Below are 18,095 nucleotides of genomic sequence, written 5' to 3' on the forward strand. Positions count from 1 at the left end.
AGGAGGCCGAGACTCGCATGGCCGATTTCCACCAGAACGGCAACATTGCCACGATGCACAATCTGCGCAGCCGTTCTCTCGAAGAACTGACTTATGAGCTTCAGAGTTTCTCGCAATCGCGCCGGATTTCGCTGATCCTGCCGAGCCTCTATTCCGAGCTTGAGGGCGATGCGCTTCCCAATATCCTCAAGGAATTGGCAGAGGTGCCGTATCTGCACCGCATCATCATCGGCCTCGATCAAGCCAACGAGGAACAGTTCCGCCACGCCAAGCAGTTCTTTGCGCGCCTGCCGCAGAATCATATCGTGCTTTGGAACGATAGCCCGCGGATGCTTGAGCTTGGCAAGCGGCTTGATGCGCTTGGGATCGCGCCGCAGGAGCCGGGCAAGGGCAAGAACGTCTGGACCTGCATGGGATACCTCATCGCCTGTGCCGATAGCGCGGTGATGGCGATCCATGATTGCGACATCGTCACCTATGACAAGGAAATGCTCGCGCGGTTGGTCTATCCGATGGTGGCGCCGACTTTCCCTTATCAGGTCGCCAAGGGGTATTATCCGAGGGTCGGCGACGGCAAGCTCAACGGGCGGGTGACGCGGCTTCTGGTGAGCCCGCTTCTTATTGCGCTCAAGCGCACCATCGGGGATCGCGACTATATCGATTACCTGCGCAGTTTCCGCTATCCGCTCTCGGGGGAGTTTGCGATGCGGACGGCGGTCCTGCCCGACCTGCGCATTCCGAGCGATTGGGGCCTTGAGATCGGGGTTTTGTCGGAGGCGTGGCGCAATCTTGCGCCCAAGGCGGTGTGCCAGGTCGAGATTTCGGATCGCTATGACCACAAGCATCAGGAGTTGAGCCCGGAGGATGCCTCCAAGGGGTTGAGCCGGATGAGCACGGATATCTGCAAGGCGATTTTCCGCAAGCTGGCGTCAGACGGGACGGTCTTTACCAACCACGTGTTCCGCACCCTGAAGGCGACCTATTACCGCTCGGCGCTCGACCTGCTTGAGGCCTATTACAACGACGCCAAGATGAACGGGCTGTCGATTGATCGGCACAAGGAAGAGCAGTCCATCGAGCTATTTGCGGAGAATATCATGCGGGCGGGGCAGATTTTCCTCGAGAACCCGCACGAGACGCCGTTCATCCCGACATGGAACCGGGTCCACGCGGCGGATGCGGCGTTCCTCACCGACCTGCGCGCCGCGGCGGCGGCGGATGACAAGGAGTTCGGGTAGGGATTGGGGTCTGAGAGGGGGCATTGCCGGGGACGAGTCATGTGTCTGCTTTGAGGCCATTGCAGCCAAATCAGAACAAGCTAACGTGAGGGCAGTGGAACGGGCCGGAACGTGCACATGCAAGCGGACTATCAAGCCAAAAAGAACCTGGAGTTTGAGTTGGACCACGAGCGTGGTTGGTCAACAGGTTCGGACTTCTTGCCGTATTCGTCTGAGGCGTTCTTCTACACAGAAGGTTTTATCTTTTTTGAGCACGAGGGACGAGTGCATCGGGAGTGTTTGCTTTTGCTAGAGTTCTTTCTCGAGACAAAGGCAAAGTTGATGTCCAGCATCAATATGAATGAATTCACTCTGACGGTACCTCTTCAGTACTCCGGCAGTGGGTACCAGTTGAAGCGCTCGCAAGACTGCTTGTCTTTCAGCGCACCCCATCAAGGAACCTTCATGTCTTCAGATTTTGATAGTTTTCTTGACGACTTCGTCAGGTTCGAGAGGTTGCTCAAGGTTGAAATCCATCGCTACTTCCCGAAAATGTCTTCGTCTCCATCTCTACAGTTTTGCTTCTGAGGGTTGCTGAGAACTGTATTTGGCAAGGTCAGTTCTGAGCCCGAAGTAGCCTTCTTCCGAGAATCCAGCTAAGTACTCTGGACAAGCAAATCGACACGAGAATTTTGGCATGCCTGTCACCCTGTTTTGCTGGCGATGTAAGATGGAAATGCCGATGTTGACCGATGCGGAGCGGGACATCGTTTGGAAGCCTCTTTCAGATAATAATCTTGGCGTCCACGAAAGGCATTCCAAGTTTCTGGCGGAATATGAACGGCTTACGGGATTTGAAGAAACAAACCCGAATGCCGTCATGCATCACGTAGCCAGCCTATACGGACCGCCTTGCACCAAATGTGGGAAGCCTCTGCGAACGCCAAGAGCATCTTTTTGCGCAGCGTGCGGTGCGCCGCGAGATTCCTTGGATTAGAAGTGCATCGCAACGACCACTTTGCCCCGCTCGCTGTCTTCCAGACCTTCGCCTGAACATACAGAGGGCGTCAGCCTCAAGCAGGACTCCGTATCAGATGAGGGCACCAAGGGTTTTCGAAAACCCTTGGGCAAGCGATTTCGAAATCGCTTGGCACCCGACCAGCCTTAGCCCCGGTTGGCGATCCAGCGGCATTGGTAGGGTTCGAGGGGGATATGCGGGCCGGTGGCGTGGATAGGTTCGCCGGTCAGGAGATCATGCCAGTCCTCGTCCTCGATCAGGTTGATCGCGGTGATCGGGATCAGGACGACCTCGTCGCTCACATTATGCAGGGCAAAGATGGATTGGTCGCGGTCGAGGCTCTGGCGCCAGACGCCGAAGACGCGATCATCGAGTGTCAGGGTGAACTGTGTCGCGTTGGGGTGGAAGGCGGGTTGCTGGCGTCGGGTTTTCAATCGCGTTGAGAGCGCCGAGAGCACGCGCGATTGCGTCGAGGACGGATCGTCGAGTTTCTCGATCAGAGTCGGGTAGTCCCAGCGGTGACGGTTGATCGCGCGGTTCATGCCGCGATGTTCGACGGCTTCGTGGTCGTTCGGCGTCCCGAGAAGGGAGTGGATGTAGAGCGCGGGGATGCCTTCGAGCGACATGATGATTGTTTGCGAGCAGAGAAAGCGCGCGATGTGATGCGCGTCCTCGCCCCGGAAAGTGCGTTTCATGGCCTCGAAATAGGTCGTGTTGAGCTCGTAAGGCGCTTCGCCGCCATCAGGGAGCGCCCGCATGGACACCAGCCCGCCAAGGGCGCGCACCGTGTCGATGACCTTGTCCTTCTCCTCTTGCGGCAACACGCCTTCGGCGGGGCGCATGCCGATGCCGTCATGGGAGGCGGTGAAGTTCAGGTAGGCGCAGCCGAGTTGCGCCGGGGGCATGCCGCTTTGCCATGTGTTGAGGTATTGCGCGGTGCCCGACATCATCGCGTGCAGGATGAGCGGCGGCAGCGGGAAGTTATAGACCGCGTGGGCCTCGTTCCGGTTGCCGAAATAGGAGAGGTTCTCGGCCTTGGGGACGTTGGTTTCGGTCAGCAGCACGACGGTCTCTGTCGCGAAATCCGCCAGAAGCCGCATCAGCCGCACGATGGCGTGGGTCTGGGGCAGGTGGATCGACGGGGTGCCGACCTCTTTCCAAAGGAAGGCCACCGCGTCGAGGCGGATGATGCGCACGCCATTGTCTACGTGCAGGCGGATGATGCGCAGGAATTCGAGGAGGACCTCTGGGTTGCGGAAGTCGAGGTCGATCTGATCGTGAGAGAAGGTGCACCAGACATGGCGCGGCCCGTGCGCCGTCTCAACCTCTTGCAAGAGCGGCGTGGTGCGGGGGCGCACGACTTGAGATAGGTCATCGTCGGGAGAGGCCTCGAAGAAGAACCGGTCATAGGGGGGCTGTCCCTGACGGTAGGCATTGAACCATGTGCCTTGAGAGGAGACGTGGTTGAGGACAAGGTCGCTCATCAGGTGAAAATCCGAGGCGATGCGCGAGATGTCGGGCCAATCGCCAAGCTGGGGATTGACGGCGCGGTAATCGGTCACGGCAAAGCCGTCATCAGAGGTGTAGGGAAAGAATGGCAGGATATGCACGCCGTTCACCACCCCCTTGAGCCGGGCGAGCAGGAAATCATGCAGAAGATCGAGGGGTTTATGCGCGCCATCGACGAGGGAATTGCCGTAGGTGATCAGGACGGCGTCTTTCTCGGACCAGAGATTGTTGCCGGGAGCGCGGGCGCGTTTGCGACGGTGCGTGCCCTCGGGCCAGAAGGCATCGATCACCTTGGAGGCGAGAATGTCGCTATCGAGGTCGGGGTAAATCTCGTGCAGGAGCTCGGTCAGTTTGATGCCGAAAGAGTTGTTTTTATCCGTCATAATCGTGAGTTGCGTTCCGCACCGCCTTGAGACCCTTGCTCTTAGTAGACTGTCGCGCGGGCGGGGAAAACAAAAGCGGTTTTGTTCCCCGTGGACGGCCATGATGCGGGGTGTGGCCTGCCTGTTTTTTGTGCATGCGCGCTGCGGGGCGCGCGAGGATGCTTGCGCGGGGGGATCAGGAGGCTAGGGTCGGCGGGATTGATCCCTGTTTGGAGGCCAAGATGAGCGATCCCTTTTTTCAGCCGATTTCCGGTTTTGACCTGCCGCGGTTTGCCGGTGTGCCGACCTTCATGCGCTTGCCGCATGTGGACCTTGAGGGCGCGCGGATCGGCGAGGTGCAGGTCGGGTTGATCGGGACGCCATGGGATAGTGGCACGACGAACCGTCCGGGGCCGCGCCACGGGCCGCGCCAGTTGCGCGACATGTCAACGATGATCCGGGCACAGAACGGGGCGACAGGCGTGCGGCCCTTCGAGTTGGTCAATTGCGCCGACCTTGGCGACGTGGCGCCGAACCCGGCCGATATCATCGACAGCATGGAGCGGATCACGGCGTTCTATGACCGCGTAGTGGCGGGCGGTATTCTGCCTCTCACAGGCGGGGGCGATCACCTTTGTTCGCTACCTATCCTGCGGTCGGTCGCCAAGGCGGGGCCGGTTGGTATGGTGCATTTCGATAGCCATACGGACCTGTTCAAGGATTATTTCGGCGGCACGCAATATACCCACGGCACACCATTCCGCCGTGCGATTGAAGAGGGGCTTCTTGATCCCAAACGCGTGGTGCAGATCGGGATTCGCGGCACGGCCTATGATAGCGAGGACCGGGATTTCGCCGACGCGGTTGGCGTGCGGGTGATTCCCATCGAGGAGTATTTCGCACGCGGGCTTGACGATGTGATGACCGAGGCGCGCGAGATCGTGGGCGAGGCGGAGACCTATGTCTCTTATGACATTGATTTCATCGACCCGGCCTTTGCCCCCGGTACCGGCACGCCCGAGGTTGGCGGGCCGAACAGTTTCGAGGCGCTTCAGGTGGTGCGCAAGCTACGGGGGCTGAACATCGTGGGCGCCGATCTTGTCGAGGTGTCGCCGCCGTTCGACCAGAGCGGGGCGACAGCGTTTCTTGGCGTGTCGGTGATGTTCGAACTGCTTTGCCTGCTCGCGGAGAAAGCCGCGAAGACCTAGCTCGGGAGCAACGGGGAGGATCGCCTGACATCAAGAGGGAAAGTTGATCTAGCGCAAGGATTCCTGCGCGGGAAGGATGGATAATTGCAGAAGTTTGAATATCTGCATTGTGAAAGGCATGATGATGCATCACTCCACCCTTGCCAAAGCCCTCCTGACCACTGCGTTGACCTCGCTCCTTGTGCCTGTCGCGATGGCGCAGGAGGCTGAGAACCCTCTTGATGATGCCGATCTTGTCGAGCCGCTGAACATACATCACCATGCCACAGGTGACGCCTATGTCAGCGGCGACGGCAAAGTTGTTTGGGCGACGTCGAACCGTCGCGGATACACCCCTTTTATCGTGACCTGGACCAAGGAGGATGGGACGCAATATGTCGGAGGCCCGACCGGGATTTGGCATGTCGGAAACATCTATGACGTGAACCGGGATGGGAGCGTGGCCGTCGCTTCGCTTTATGCCAACGGTCATAACGGCGCTTGGCGCTACACCGAGGACGGCGGTTGGTCCGAGCTCGTGATGTTGGAAGATTATGCGAATGCCTATGCCTATGGTGTGAACGCGGATGGCAGCGTGGTTGTTGGGCGGGTAGATCGTAGTTCACCGGGCCAAGACCCAACGCTCTCACCCTCGATTGCGTATCAAAGCGCATTTCGCTGGGTCGAAGGCGAGGGAATGCAAGATATCGGCAACCTTGGCGGCAGCTTTGCCTATGCCTATGGCGTCAATGATGCCGGGGATGTCGTGGTCGGAGATTCCGGTTTGAGCACGGGGCAGACCCGCGCGTTCCGCTGGGTTGAAGGCGAGGGGATGCAGGATCTCGGCACGCTGGCTGGCGGGGACTACTCCTGGGCCAAGGCTGTGAACGCCGATGGTTCCGTCGTCGTGGGACGGAGCGAGGTCACGGTGCCGGATCCTTCTGCGAACCCGATCGAGATCTCGGAGGTGGCGACGCAGAGACATGCTTTCCGCTGGGTTGAAGGCGAAGGGATGACGGACCTCGGCACGGTCGGTGGACCCTACAAGGGATCCAGTGCGGAGGATGTGAACGGCGATGGCAGTGTCGTGGTCGGGATCGTCGATACGTTGAATGGATCGCGGGCGTTTCACTGGCATGAAGAGGACGGTCTGACCGAGCTTGGCGTGCTCGAGGGCGGCAGTTGGAGCTATGCATTCAGCGTCAGTGACGACGGCAATGTCGTGGTTGGCTATGGCGATAGTATCGACGGCAACCGCGCCTTTGTCTGGGGCGGCGGTCCGGTGCTCGACCTTCAGAACACCACGACGCAGATCGGCACCAACGCGCAGGAACAGGCCAATGCGATGAGCGATCTTGGCCAAAGCGCGGAAGGGATTCTCGGCAACGAGCTGACCCCCGGTATGGGAGGACAGTCCGGCGGGGTGGTTTCGACACAGGGCGGCGCGGCGCGGGTGCCTTATGCGCTGCGCTTTACCCTTGGGACGAGCGGCGGTGATGGCACCGGTGCCACGGTCGGCGGCGTGAGCGCGGCGCTTGCGCTTGAAGACAGCAACCTGGTGCTTGGCGGGTATTTGGGGCTTGCCAATGAAGATGGTGATCTCGCCGGGCTTGACGTGGACGGGACGCTTGTCGCCGGGGGGCTTTGGCTCCGTGGCAATCCACATGGCGCGGGCCTGACCTGGAAAATTGGGGCGTCTCATATCGGCGGCGATGTGAACATCCTGCGCGATGCGAGCCTGTCGAGCACAGAAGCCGGGCTTGGCAGCAGCAAGCTAGCGGCGACAAGCCTTCAGGCAGAGATTGGTTATGGCATGGATCGTGGGTCGATGCGGCTTACACCCTTTGCCGCGCTGCGCCACACCGAGGTAAGCCGCGATGGCTATACCGAAAGCAACGGGGTCACTTTCCCGCTGACCTATGACGACTATGACCAGAGCTGGACCGTGGCGCGACTCGGGGTGCATGCGGATATGGCGGCGGGGCCGCGCGGGCAGCTTCGTCTTTCAGGGGGGCTTGATGTCGATCTTGACCGCAGTACCAACCCTGTGACCGGCACATCGGCGGTTCCGGGCATGACGACCTTTTCGGTCGCGGGGGCGCAGGTGACGCATGAAACCCGCGGATTCGCAAATGCACAGTATGTCCATAGCCTTGGCAACGGGATGGCGTTCGACGTGTCACTTGGTGTGACGCAATCGGCCTATGGCGGTGGCGCTGTTGTGACCGGAGGGATCGGTTTGCAGATGCATTTCTGAGCCATCGGGCAACCGCGAGAGGCCCATGCCCGAAGAGAACGGGGCGTGGGCCTTTTGGTTTGAAGCCGAGCGGGCGCACAGGGCAAAGCCACAGCCGACGCGAATGCGACATCGCAGTGTGGCACGCAGGATTGTTGGGGGGGGGAATGGTGCTGTGAGGGAGGATTGAACTCCCGACCTCACCCTTACCAAGGGTGCGCTCTACCACTGAGCTACCACAGCATTACCGTGGCGCGGGATTTAGACTCAAAGTTTGACCAGCGCAACCCCAATCTGGACCCTTTTTTGCACGTCATGTAAGGAAAGGTCATGGAACGAGATCAACCCCGCAAGAAACAAGACTCCGGCAAGTCGCGCGAGGATCGCCTCAAGGCGGCACTCAAGGCGAATATGGGGCGCAGAAAGGCTCAGGCGCGGGCCAGGGCCGCGGGCGATCAGGCAAAAGACAACGACGAGAGCAGCGAAGGCTAGGCACATGGATTCGATTATCGTGCGGGGAAATGGCCCGCTTAAGGGCACAATTCCCATCGCCGGGGCGAAGAACGCTTGTCTGACGTTGATGCCGGCGACGCTTCTGAGCGAAGAACCGCTGACGCTCACCAATGCGCCGCGGCTCTCGGATATCCGCACCATGACCGAGCTTCTGGGCTCGCTTGGGGCCGAGGTCAGCGCGTTGCAGGAGGGCAAGGTTCTGGCGATGTCGAGCCATGATCTCGACAACCACGTGGCCGAGTATGACATCGTGCGCAAGATGCGCGCCTCGAACCTTGTGCTTGGTCCGATGCTGGCGCGTCTCGGGCAGGCGGTTGTATCGCTGCCGGGGGGCTGTGCGATCGGGACACGGCCGATGGACCTGCACGAAAAGGGGCTTATGGCGCTGGGCGCGGAGATCGAGCTCAAGGAAGGCTACCTGCACGCCAAGGCGCCGAAGGGCCTCAAGGGGACGGTCATCGACCTCGACTTTCCTTCGGTGGGCGCGACGGAAAATATCCTTATGGCATCGACACTTGCCAAGGGCACCACGGTCATCAACAACGCCGCGCGCGAGCCGGAGATCGTTGACCTTGCAACCTGCCTGCGGGCGATGGGCGCGCAGATCGAGGGCGACGGGACGAGCCGGATCGAAGTTCAGGGCGTCGACCGCCTGCACGGCGCGACACATCCGGTTGTCACCGACCGGATCGAACTTGGCACCTATATGCTTGCCCCGGCGATCTGTGGCGGTGAGGTGGAATGTCTTGGCGGGCGGATCGAATTGCTTGGTGCGTTTTGCGAGAAGCTTGATGCGGCGGGGATTTCCGTTGAGCAGACAGAGCGCGGCATCAAGGTCACGCGCGGCAATGGTCGGGTGAAGGCGGTGGACGTCATGACCGAACCGTTTCCGGGCTTTCCGACCGACCTTCAGGCGCAGATGATGGCCTTGATGTGCACCGCGGAAGGCACCTCGGTTCTCGAGGAAAAAATCTTTGAAAACAGGTTCATGCATGCTCCTGAGCTGATGCGGATGGGGGCGGAAATCGACGTGCAGGGGGGGACGGCGACCGTTACGGGCGTTGAGCGTCTCAAAGGCGCGCCGGTGATGGCGACGGACCTGCGGGCGTCGGTGTCGCTCATCCTTGCGGCGATGGCGGCAGAGGGCGAAACAGTTGTGAACCGGGTCTATCACCTCGATCGCGGCTATGAGCGGGTCGAGGAAAAACTCGGCAATGTGGGGGCCCATATCGAAAGGGTGACAGCACGGTGAGCGAAGACGCACGGTTTGAAGATGGCGGCGAAGCGCCGCTGAACCTTGGGGCGCTGGACCTTGAGGATCTCGGGGTTCTGTCCTCTCTGACACAGGACGCTGTATTCCCCGCGACGGAAATGCAGTGGCGCGCAGGGGAGCGGAGATTTGCCTTGCTTATCAATAGGTTCCGTTGGGAGGATGCGCCGCGGGCCGAGCGCCGGGGGCGTGACCTAGAACGTGTGCAGGCGGTTCTTGTCGTTGATAATGTGCTTGGCGTCGCCTCGCAGGGGATCGACCGCAAGGACGCCGATACGATCCTGTCCCTGCTTTCTGTGACCTTCGAGCCGGGCGAGGACGGGGCGGGGTTTGTCCTTTTGACGCTGGCGGGCGATGGGGCGATCCGTCTCAAGGTCGAGGCGCTTGAAGTGACGCTCAAGGATGTGACGCGGCCCTATCGCGCGCCTTCGGGCAAGGCACCGACGCACGAGATCTGATCCCTCGGGGCGAATCACGGTTAACGCGCTGATTTCGCGGCAAAACGCATTTCGGTATCACGTCGGTATTCCGTCGGTATTGCGTCCGTGCAGGATCAGAGGATTTCGGGATTAATTGAGCGCGCGTTGCGACGGAACCCGTTGCGACGCACGTTGAAGCCATAGTTTGTTCATTTTCAAGGATTGCTTTCATGCGTGCATTGCTCGCCGTTCTGGCCCCTCTTTCGCTGCTCCTGTCCGGGGCGATTTTCGGTTTCTTCTATGCCTGGGTCTGTTCGACCATGTGGGGGCTTGATCAGCTTGCCCCCGAGACGGCGATTGCGGCGATGCAGGGGATGAATGCCTCGGTGCGCAATGCGGTCTTTGCGCCGGCATTCTTTGGCACGCCCTTTGTTCTCCTGCTGACCGGGTTTGTCGCGTGGCGCACGGGGGCGGCGCGCGCCGGGGCGGCGTTCGGGATTGGCGGGGTGATCTACCTTATTGGGGGAATGATCCTCACGGTGAGTGTCAACGTGCCGATGAACGAGGCGCTTGCGCTTGTCGATCCGAACACGGCGGAGGCGGGTGAGATCTGGCGCGCATACTCAGAACGCTGGCAGGTCTGGAACATCGCACGGACGGTGGTCTCCGGGGTGACGTTGCTTTGTGTCGGGGCGGGGATTTGGACGCTGGCACGGGGGTCGCGGGTGGTGGGCTGAAAACCCACCCTGCGTTTGGGGGGCTTCCCCCCGTTGCGCCCCCTTTGAACCCCTTGTATTGAGCGGGGCAAAGGAGAGCCGTGATGCCCGTATTTCTTGATGCGACTGCCGCCGATTTCGAGAGCGACTTTGCCCAGCTTCTTGGGGCCAAGCGCGAGGATAGCCCGGATGTCGATGCCGTGGTGGCGGGGATCATCGCCGATGTGCGTGCACGGGGCGATGCGGCGGTTCTTGAACTGACGGCGAAGTTTGACCGGCTTGAGTTGACGCCCGAGACGCTGCGGTTCTCGGAAGACGAGATCGAGGCCTATTGTGCAGAGGTGAATGACGCGGATCGTGCGGCGCTTGAGTTGGCGGCGGAGCGTATCCGAGCCTATCACGCGCGGCAGATGCCGGAGGACCAGAGCTGGACCGATGAGAGTGGCGCGACTTTGGGCTGGCGCTGGACGCCGGTTTCGGCGGCGGGGCTTTATGTGCCCGGCGGCTTGGCGTCTTATCCCTCGTCGGTTTTGATGAACGCGATCCCGGCGAAGGTTGCCGGGGTGGAGCGGCTGGCCATCGTGGTGCCGACGCCGGATGGCATTGCCAATCCGCTTGTCCTTTTGGCGGCGAAGATCGCGGGCGTGGACGAGATTTACCGCATCGGCGGGGCGCAGGCGGTGGCGGCGCTGGCGTATGGCACTGAGACCATCGCGCCCGTGGACAAGATCACCGGGCCGGGTAATGCCTTTGTCGCGGCGGCGAAACGGCGGGTCTTTGGCAAGGTCGGGATCGACATGATCGCGGGGCCGTCAGAGATTTTGGTGATCGCAGATAAGGATAACAACCCGGATTGGATCGCGCTTGATCTTTTGAGTCAGGCCGAGCACGACGAGAGCGCGCAGTCGATCCTCATCACGGACGATGCGGCGTTTGGGCGCGCGGTGGCCGAGGCGGTCGAGAAACGCCTTGAGACGCTCGAGCGACGCGAGATCGCGGGCAAGAGCTGGCGCGATTATGGGGCGGTCATCACGGTGGCCGATCTCGACAAGGCGGCGGAGCTGTCGAACCGCATCGCGCCGGAGCACCTTGAACTGTGTGTCGCGGACCCGGATGCGCTGTCGGAGAAGATCACCCATGCGGGCGCGATCTTCCTTGGGCAATACACACCCGAGGCCATCGGCGATTATGTCGGCGGACCGAACCACGTTCTTCCGACGGCGCGCTCGGCGCGGTTTTCCTCGGGGCTTAGCGTGATGGATTTCATCAAGCGCACGACGCTTTCGAAGATGACGCTTGAGAGCCTGCGGGCGATTGGGCCGGCGGCAGAGACGCTTGCGATCTCGGAAAGCCTTGAGGCGCATGGTCTTTCGGTGCGCGCGCGGCTTGATGCGCTGAACGAGTAGATTGCCCTGCCAAGGGGGATCGGCTACTCATTTTGCCAATTAGCGAGCGAGTGTGAATCCCATGTCCCGGATCAGCAAAATCCAGATCGACGACAGCAACCTGCCGCCTCCGACGACGGAGATCGAGCAGGAACGCAAGGTCGCGATGTTTGATCTTCTCGAAGAGAATAGTTTCGACCTGCCCGAACGGGAGGACAGGGCGGTTCCGGAAGGGCCGTTTGAGGTCGAGCTTTCGATCCGTGAAAAGCGGCTTGTCTTTGATATTGCGACGGAAGGCGGGGAGAAGGCGGCGGAGTTTCATCTTTCGTTGTCGCCGTTCCGGCAGGTGGTCAAGGATTACTGGGCCATTTGCGAGAGCTACTATGACGCGGTGAAGAACATGCCGCCGAGCCAGATCGAGACCATCGACATGGCGCGCCGAGGGATTCACGACGAGGGTGCGCGCATCCTTGGCGAGAGGCTCAAGGGGAAAGCCGAGGTCGACCATGACACCGCGCGGCGTTTGTTCACGCTGATCTGCGTTCTGCATTTCGGAGGGTAGGGGCATCTTGGGGGAGGAGCTGCCACAGTCTGTCTTGTTCTGCTGCGATCACAACGCGGTGCGCTCGCCCATGGCCGAGGGTATCATGAAGCAGTTCTACGGAACCGATACCTATGTGCAATCGGCGGGGATCAAGAACGATCTCGAGATTGACGGGTTCGCCATCACGGTCTGTCAGGAGATGGGGGTCGAGCTTTCGCGGCATCGCTCGCGCAGTTTCGAGGAGATGGAGAAATGGGGCGATCCGATTTCGTCCTTCGACCTCGTGGTTGCACTCACACCGGCGAGCCGCAGGGAGGTTCAAGACCTCACCCGCTATAGCCATTGCGAGGTGGAGTACTGGCCGATCAGCGATCCTTGCGGCATTGGCGAGACGCGCGAGCAGAGGCTAGAGGCCTATCGCGGGGCGCGGGACGAGATCATCGCGCGGTTCAAGGAACGCTGGGGCGCGCCCTGACGTTTTCCGCGCGGCGCGGTCGCAAAAGGGCGTTCGGCGCGGGCCGGGGCGTGACAGGGTCGGCGCAGGACAAAGAGACGGAGATCCCCATGAGCAAAGAAACGATCCAACGCTATTACGACGCCTTCAATGCGGGCGATATCGCGGGGATGGCAGACTGTCTTTCGGACAAGTTCGTGCATGACGTGAACGAGGGCGATCGGCGGAGCGGCAAGGAGGCTTTCGCGGATTTCTGTGCCCATATGGCGGAATGCTATCGCGAGACCCTCACCGATATGGTGGTCTTTGCCAGTGAGGACGGGACGCGCGGCGCGGCGGAGTTCGTCGTCAACGGAACCTATCTCAAGACGGATGGTGATTTGCCCGAAGCGAAAGGGCAGGACTATCGCCTTCCGGCGGGCGGGTTCTTTACGCTCGAGGATGGCAAGATCACGCGGGTGACGACCTATTACAACCTCTCCGACTGGATCCAGCAGGTCTCATGATCGAGACGCGGGGTCTTCGGGGGGCAGAGCTTGAGGCGGCGCTCGACGATGTGGCGCGGCTTCGGATCGAGGTGTTTCGGGCGTTTCCCTATCTCTATGACGGCGATCTCGCCTATGAGCGGGACTACTTGCAGAGCTACCGCGACAGCGATGGCGCGGTGCTTGTGGGCGCGTTTGATGGGGAGCGGTTGATCGGCGCGGCGACGGGCACACCGCTGGCAGATCACGCCGAGGATTTCGCGGCGGCCTTCGAGGGGACGGGGGTCGACCTTGGCGAGGTCTTCTACTGCGCGGAATCGGTCCTCCTTCCGGAGTATCGCGGACAGGGGATCGGGCACGCGTTTTTCGATCTGCGCGAGGCGCATGCGCGCGGTTTGGGTTTTGCGAAATGCGCCTTTTGCGGCGTGGTGCGCCCGGAGGATCACCCGCTTCGCCCGGAGGGCTATGCGCCGCTCGATCCGTTCTGGAGGAAGCGTGGCTATGCACCGCTTTCCGGTGTCGTGGCGCATTTCTCTTGGAAGGATGTGGATCGGGATTGCGAGACGGAGAAGCCGCTGCAATTCTGGATGCGGGAGATTTAGGGGCCAGCCCCTCTTGGCCGCAAGCGGCCAATTCACCCCGGGATATTTTAGGCAAGAGGAAGAGGGGGCGTAGGGATGAAGATTGCAACGGCGGGGTATCCGCTCGATTTCCTCGAGAGCTGGGCGCAATACGAGGACAAGCAGGCGGCCTGGGTGGCGGAGGCCGCCGGAGAGGGTGCAGAACTGCTCGTCTTTCCCGAATACGGTGCGATGGAGCTTGCGACGCTTGCGGGCGCGGAGGTTGCGGCGGACCTTGAGGCGGCGTCAAAGGCGGTATCGGAGCGGATGGGAGCGGCCACCGAGCTGCACCAGAAGCTCGCGGCGGAGCATGGGGTGTATATCCTCGGTGGGTCCGGGCCTGTTTTCGACGGCGGCGTGCGGCCCGATGACCGACCCGTCAATCGCGCGCATTTCATCAGCCCGAGCGGTGCCGTGGGCTATCAGGACAAGCAGATCATGACGCTTTACGAGCGCGATCCGTGGGATGTTGTCGGGTGCGGGCCGCTCAAGATTTTCGAGACGGCGCTTGGCAAGATCGGGGTTCTCATCTGCTATGACAGCGAATTTCCCCTTTTGGGACGGGCGCTTGCGGACTGTGATGTGATCCTTGTGCCGAGTTGTACCGAGGCGCTTGCGGGCTATTGGCGGGTGCGGATCGGGGCGATGGCGCGTGCGCTTGAGCAGCAATGCGTGACCGCGATGGCCTCGGTCGTGGGGCCGGCGGGGTGGTGCGATGCGGTTGACATGAACACCGGCGCAGGCGGCGTCTTTGGCCCGCCTGATAAGGGGTTTCCGGCGACCGGCGTGATTGCCGAAGGGGTGCTCAATGCGCCCGCATGGACCTATGGCGAGGCGGACCTTTCGGCCGTGGCCGAGGTGCGACGGGCCGGAGGTGTGCGCAACCGGACCCATTGGGCGGAACAGGGGGCACGTGACGGGGAGGTCACATATATCCCGCTGCCCTGAGAATCGGCCTTGAAAATCAGGACGTTTGGGACCATTTAAGGGCATCCCGCGCATGGCGGGTGCTTTTTAAAGGAGAAAACATGGCCAAGGAAGAACTGCTCGAATTTCCCGGTGTCGTGAAGGAACTCCTGCCGAATGCGACATTCCTGGTCGAGCTGGAAAACGGCCATACCATCATCGCGCACACGGCAGGCAAGATGCGTAAGAACCGCATCCGTGTTCTGGCTGGCGACAAAGTGCAGGTCGAGATGACCCCCTATGATCTGTCCAAGGGGCGGATCAACTATCGCTTCAAGTAGGCGGAAACGGCCCTCGTGGCGCGGCAGATGACAGGACCGATGGCATGACATTTATCCTCGGCTCCGGCAGTCCGCGCCGCAGGGAACTGCTTGCGCAGATCGGTGTTGTGGCGGATGCGATCCGCCCGCCCGAGATCAACGAAGACCCCCGAAAGGGCGAGCTTCCCCGACCCTATTGCGAACGTATCACCCGCGAGAAGGCCGCGGCCGTTGAGGCCGGGCCAGACGATATCGTGCTTTGCGCCGATACCACCGTGGCGATGGGGCGGCGCATCATGGGCAAACCGCGCGATGCCGGCGAGGCGGCGGCCTTTCTTGTTGCGCTTGGCGGGCGGCGGCACCGGGTCATCACCTCGGTCGCGGTGCGCCGGGGCGATAGGCTCTGGGAGCGCACGGTCGAGAGCGCGGTCAAGATGAAACGGTTGTCGGATGACGAGTTGAACGCTTACCTTGCCAGCGGGGATTGGCAGGGCAAGGCCGGGGGCTATGGGATCCAAGGGCCCGCAGGCGCGTTTATCCCCTGGATCAGCGGATCCTACAGCGCCATCATGGGCCTGCCCGTGGCCGAGACGGCGGCGCTCTTACAGGCGGCGGGCTACCCGCTCTATGGAGGGACGGCATGAAGGGACGGCAAATCCTGCTCGATCATATCGGAGAGCGCGAAGCGGCGGCCTTGATGGTCGATGGCAAGCTTGACGATGTGCTCATTGATGGCGATACGCCGCGCCCCGGCGCGATTTATCGCGCGGTGGCGGATCGGCCCGTGAAGGGGCAAGGCGGCATGTTCGTCAAGACGCCCGACGGCATGGGCTTTCTGCGTCAGGTCAAGGGGCTTGCGCCCGGCCAGACGCTCCTCGTGCAGGTCACGGGGATGGCAGAGGACGGCAAGGCGATCCCGGTGACGCAGAAGATCCTCTTCAAGAGCCGCTATGCCATCGTCACGCCCGAGGCACCGGGCCTCAACATAAGCCGCTCGATCAAGGATGACGACCTGCGCGAGACGCTTCTCGGGATCGCGCATGAGGTTATGGACGGCAGCGAGATGGGCCTCATCCTGCGGTCGTCCTGCGCCGAGGCCGAGGCGGGCGAGATCGCCGAAGATATTGCCGCCATGGAAGAGATGGCGCGCGCCGTGATGGCCGATGCTGCGGGCGAGATGGAAAAGCTCACCGAAGGCGACGGGCCACATGAAGAGGCCTGGCGCGAATGGGTTGCGCCGGCGGACATCGTGACGCGGGCGGGCTGTTTCGAGGATCACGGCGTGCTCGATGCGCTTGAGGATCTCAAGAGCGCCAAGGTGGCGATGGGGGGCGGTGCGTTCCTTTTCGTGGAGCCGACCCGCGCGCTTGTCGCGGTGGACGTGAACACCGGCGCGGATACCTCGCCCGCCGCCGGGATCAAGGCCAATATGGCCGCCGCGCGGGAGATCCCGCGCCAGCTCCGCCTGCGGGGGCTTGGCGGGCAGGTGACGATCGACCTCGCCCCGATGCCCAAGAAGGAGCGCCGCCCCTTCGAGACCGCGCTGCGCGCCGCGCTCAAGGCGGACGGGATCGACACGGTGATGGCGGGTTGGACGCCGCTTGGCCATTATGAGCTTCAGCGCAAACGCGCCCGCGTGGCGATCCGGGGGCTGCTGCCATGAGCTGTCCGATTTGCGACAAAGAGACGGTCAAGGCATATCGCCCGTTCTGCTCCAAGCGCTGTGCCGACGTGGACCTCGGCAAGTGGCTTAGCGGCGACTATGCGGTGCCGTCGGAAGACCCGGAGGAGGCGCTGGAAGCCCTTGAAGAGCTCGAAAAGCGCGGCGATCCGATCCACTAAGGCGCCCGGTCCAGCCGCCGCGTCGCAAGGCGCCCCGCGCTTTGACATTTTTTTGCGAAAACCCTCTGGACAGCCCCAGTTAGCTGACATAGAACGCCGCAACCCGAACAGCGATGTTCACCCGTGCCCGGGTAGCTCAGGGGTAGAGCAGTGGATTGAAAATCCTCGTGTCGGTGGTTCGATTCCGCCCCCGGGCACCACTTATCAAGACTTCTTTGTGGGATGTTGGGCCGCTTGGGCGGTTTGTCTGCCGCTTTGCTTTGTGAGGGTGTTTGCCTTTCGGGATGCGGCGGCGCGTGGGTCTTGGCTTCTTTCTTTGTGGCCGAGTCAGTATGGTGTGTGGCAAGAGGGTCAGAGCCATTGTGCCGGATCCGATTGCGGCAAGAGGGGGCGGCGCCAATGACTGTGAGCTTCAAGGAAGTCAAAGCCGATCTTCTCAATCAGATCGAGCGTGGTGTGATGCCGCCGGGGAGTCTGATGCCGAGCGAGATTGACCTTGCCGAAAGCTACGGTTGCGCACGCGCCACGGTGAACAGGGCGATGCGGGAGCTGGCCGACGAGGGGATTGTCGAGCGCAAGCGTAAGGCGGGGACGCGGGTGCGAACCTCTCCGATCCGGCAGGCGCGTTTCTCGATTCCGATTGTTCGGGAAGAGATCGAGGCGCAGGGGGCGGAGTATCGCTATGCCTTGGTCGCGCGGTCCTTGCTGGTGGCGCCGGACTGGCTCCGGGGGCGGCTCGATCTGGAGCCAGGGCAGGATATCCTACACCTTGTCTGTATGCATTATGCTGATGGTATGCCTTATCAGCATGAAGATCGCTGGATCAATCCGCGGACCGTTCCTGCCGTGCGGGATGCGGATTTCTCGGGGGCCGGGCCGAATGAGTGGCTTGTGGCAGAACTGCCGTTTTCAAACGCCGAGATCAGTTTCTCGGCGGTCGAGGCGGATCGCGATCTGGCTGATCATCTGGGCTGTTCCGTGGGCCAGGCGTTGTTTCGCACTGAGCGTACGACCTGGCTTCAGGGGAAGGCGATCACATTGGTGCGGCTGACGTATCAGCGTGGCCATAGGATGACCACGCAATACTAGACG

20 protein-coding genes and 2 tRNA genes are annotated in these 18,095 nt (G+C 61.5%); 20 read left to right on the plus strand and 2 right to left on the minus strand.

The window, feature by feature from the left end; translation table 11 throughout:
* The first annotated feature begins 17 nt into the window (after window positions 1-17).
* Window positions 18-1,238, plus strand: a complete 1,221-nt coding sequence (locus R1W01_RS15545) for a glycosyl transferase (protein WP_243614738.1) — start codon at window positions 18-20, stop codon at window positions 1,236-1,238.
* Between the two features lie 117 nt (window positions 1,239-1,355).
* Window positions 1,356-1,805, plus strand: coding sequence for a hypothetical protein (locus R1W01_RS15550; protein WP_297758065.1), 450 nt, complete (start codon window positions 1,356-1,358; stop codon window positions 1,803-1,805).
* 576 nt (window positions 1,806-2,381) lie between these two features.
* On the opposite strand, the gene R1W01_RS15555 is transcribed toward R1W01_RS15550, so the two are convergent.
* A complete protein-coding gene (locus tag R1W01_RS15555; protein ID WP_297758062.1) occupies window positions 2,382-4,127 on the minus strand; it encodes a sugar phosphorylase in 1,746 nt (581 codons plus the stop codon).
* Window positions 4,128-4,348: 221 nt separating this feature from the next.
* Between R1W01_RS15555 and speB the strand changes: the two genes are divergently transcribed.
* Together speB and R1W01_RS15565 are read left to right on the plus strand one after the other, a co-directional pair.
* Window positions 4,349-5,314, plus strand: a complete 966-nt coding sequence (gene speB, locus R1W01_RS15560; protein ID WP_297758059.1) for an agmatinase — start codon at window positions 4,349-4,351, stop codon at window positions 5,312-5,314.
* A gap of 124 nt (window positions 5,315-5,438) precedes the next feature.
* Window positions 5,439-7,550 (plus strand): autotransporter domain-containing protein, encoded by a 2,112-nt coding sequence (locus tag R1W01_RS15565; RefSeq protein WP_317275310.1) that lies wholly within the window; start codon window positions 5,439-5,441, stop codon window positions 7,548-7,550.
* A gap of 147 nt (window positions 7,551-7,697) precedes the next feature.
* Here the strand turns inward: R1W01_RS15565 and R1W01_RS15570 are convergent.
* Window positions 7,698-7,772 (minus strand) — tRNA-Thr (locus tag R1W01_RS15570).
* Window positions 7,773-7,859: 87 nt separating this feature from the next.
* Here R1W01_RS15570 and R1W01_RS15575 point away from each other — a divergent pair.
* The 16 genes from R1W01_RS15575 (at window position 7,860) to R1W01_RS15650 (ending at window position 18,092) form a co-directional block, all read left to right on the plus strand.
* Entirely contained in the window at window positions 7,860-8,021 is a 162-nt protein-coding gene (locus R1W01_RS15575) for a hypothetical protein (protein WP_243614733.1), read from the plus strand.
* A 4-nt stretch (window positions 8,022-8,025) separates the two neighbouring features.
* Window positions 8,026-9,294 (plus strand): UDP-N-acetylglucosamine 1-carboxyvinyltransferase, encoded by a 1,269-nt coding sequence (murA, locus tag R1W01_RS15580; protein ID WP_297758051.1) that lies wholly within the window; start codon window positions 8,026-8,028, stop codon window positions 9,292-9,294.
* Window positions 9,291-9,770, plus strand: a complete 480-nt coding sequence (locus tag R1W01_RS15585) for a DUF2948 family protein (protein WP_297758048.1) — start codon at window positions 9,291-9,293, stop codon at window positions 9,768-9,770. The genes murA and R1W01_RS15585 overlap by 4 nt, the downstream gene beginning before the upstream one ends.
* A gap of 191 nt (window positions 9,771-9,961) precedes the next feature.
* Complete coding sequence (locus R1W01_RS15590) at window positions 9,962-10,468, plus strand: DUF1772 domain-containing protein (RefSeq protein WP_297758045.1); 507 nt, start codon at window positions 9,962-9,964, stop codon at window positions 10,466-10,468.
* Between the two features lie 83 nt (window positions 10,469-10,551).
* Window positions 10,552-11,853 carry a histidinol dehydrogenase gene (gene hisD / locus R1W01_RS15595; RefSeq protein WP_297758042.1) on the plus strand — a complete coding sequence of 434 codons (1,302 nt, stop codon included), beginning with the start codon at window positions 10,552-10,554 and terminating at the stop codon, window positions 11,851-11,853.
* Between the two features lie 61 nt (window positions 11,854-11,914).
* A complete protein-coding gene (locus R1W01_RS15600; RefSeq protein ID WP_243614807.1) occupies window positions 11,915-12,394 on the plus strand; it encodes a UPF0262 family protein in 480 nt (159 codons plus the stop codon).
* Between the two features lie 7 nt (window positions 12,395-12,401).
* Window positions 12,402-12,851, plus strand: a complete 450-nt coding sequence (locus R1W01_RS15605; protein WP_297758036.1) for a low molecular weight phosphatase family protein — start codon at window positions 12,402-12,404, stop codon at window positions 12,849-12,851.
* Window positions 12,852-12,940: 89 nt separating this feature from the next.
* Complete coding sequence (locus R1W01_RS15610) at window positions 12,941-13,336, plus strand: ketosteroid isomerase-related protein (RefSeq protein ID WP_297758033.1); 396 nt, start codon at window positions 12,941-12,943, stop codon at window positions 13,334-13,336.
* Complete coding sequence (locus tag R1W01_RS15615; RefSeq protein WP_297758030.1) at window positions 13,333-13,917, plus strand: GNAT family N-acetyltransferase; 585 nt, start codon at window positions 13,333-13,335, stop codon at window positions 13,915-13,917. Before R1W01_RS15610 ends, R1W01_RS15615 begins: the two co-directional genes overlap by 4 nt.
* Window positions 13,918-13,992: 75 nt before the next feature.
* Window positions 13,993-14,883, plus strand: a complete 891-nt coding sequence (locus R1W01_RS15620) for a carbon-nitrogen hydrolase family protein (protein ID WP_297758028.1) — start codon at window positions 13,993-13,995, stop codon at window positions 14,881-14,883.
* Between the two features lie 80 nt (window positions 14,884-14,963).
* Window positions 14,964-15,182 (plus strand): translation initiation factor IF-1, encoded by a 219-nt coding sequence (infA, locus tag R1W01_RS15625; RefSeq protein WP_224826370.1) that lies wholly within the window; start codon window positions 14,964-14,966, stop codon window positions 15,180-15,182.
* 44 nt (window positions 15,183-15,226) lie between these two features.
* The gene (locus R1W01_RS15630) at window positions 15,227-15,805 is read left to right on the plus strand and encodes a Maf family protein (RefSeq protein ID WP_243614802.1); all 579 of its coding nucleotides are present in this window, start codon (window positions 15,227-15,229) and stop codon (window positions 15,803-15,805) included.
* Window positions 15,802-16,824 carry a ribonuclease E/G gene (locus R1W01_RS15635; RefSeq protein ID WP_297758019.1) on the plus strand — a complete coding sequence of 341 codons (1,023 nt, stop codon included), beginning with the start codon at window positions 15,802-15,804 and terminating at the stop codon, window positions 16,822-16,824. Before R1W01_RS15630 ends, R1W01_RS15635 begins: the two co-directional genes overlap by 4 nt.
* Window positions 16,821-17,003, plus strand: a complete 183-nt coding sequence (locus tag R1W01_RS15640) for a DNA gyrase inhibitor YacG (protein WP_243614800.1) — start codon at window positions 16,821-16,823, stop codon at window positions 17,001-17,003. Before R1W01_RS15635 ends, R1W01_RS15640 begins: the two co-directional genes overlap by 4 nt.
* A gap of 125 nt (window positions 17,004-17,128) precedes the next feature.
* Window positions 17,129-17,203, plus strand: a tRNA-Phe gene (locus tag R1W01_RS15645).
* A gap of 199 nt (window positions 17,204-17,402) precedes the next feature.
* Window positions 17,403-18,092 carry a GntR family transcriptional regulator gene (locus R1W01_RS15650; RefSeq protein WP_297758014.1) on the plus strand — a complete coding sequence of 230 codons (690 nt, stop codon included), beginning with the start codon at window positions 17,403-17,405 and terminating at the stop codon, window positions 18,090-18,092.
* The last annotated feature ends 3 nt before the right edge of the window (window positions 18,093-18,095 follow it).

The organism is Shimia sp. FJ5 (assembly GCF_032918335.1).
GTDB lineage: Bacteria > Pseudomonadota > Alphaproteobacteria > Rhodobacterales > Rhodobacteraceae > Shimia > Shimia aestuarii_A.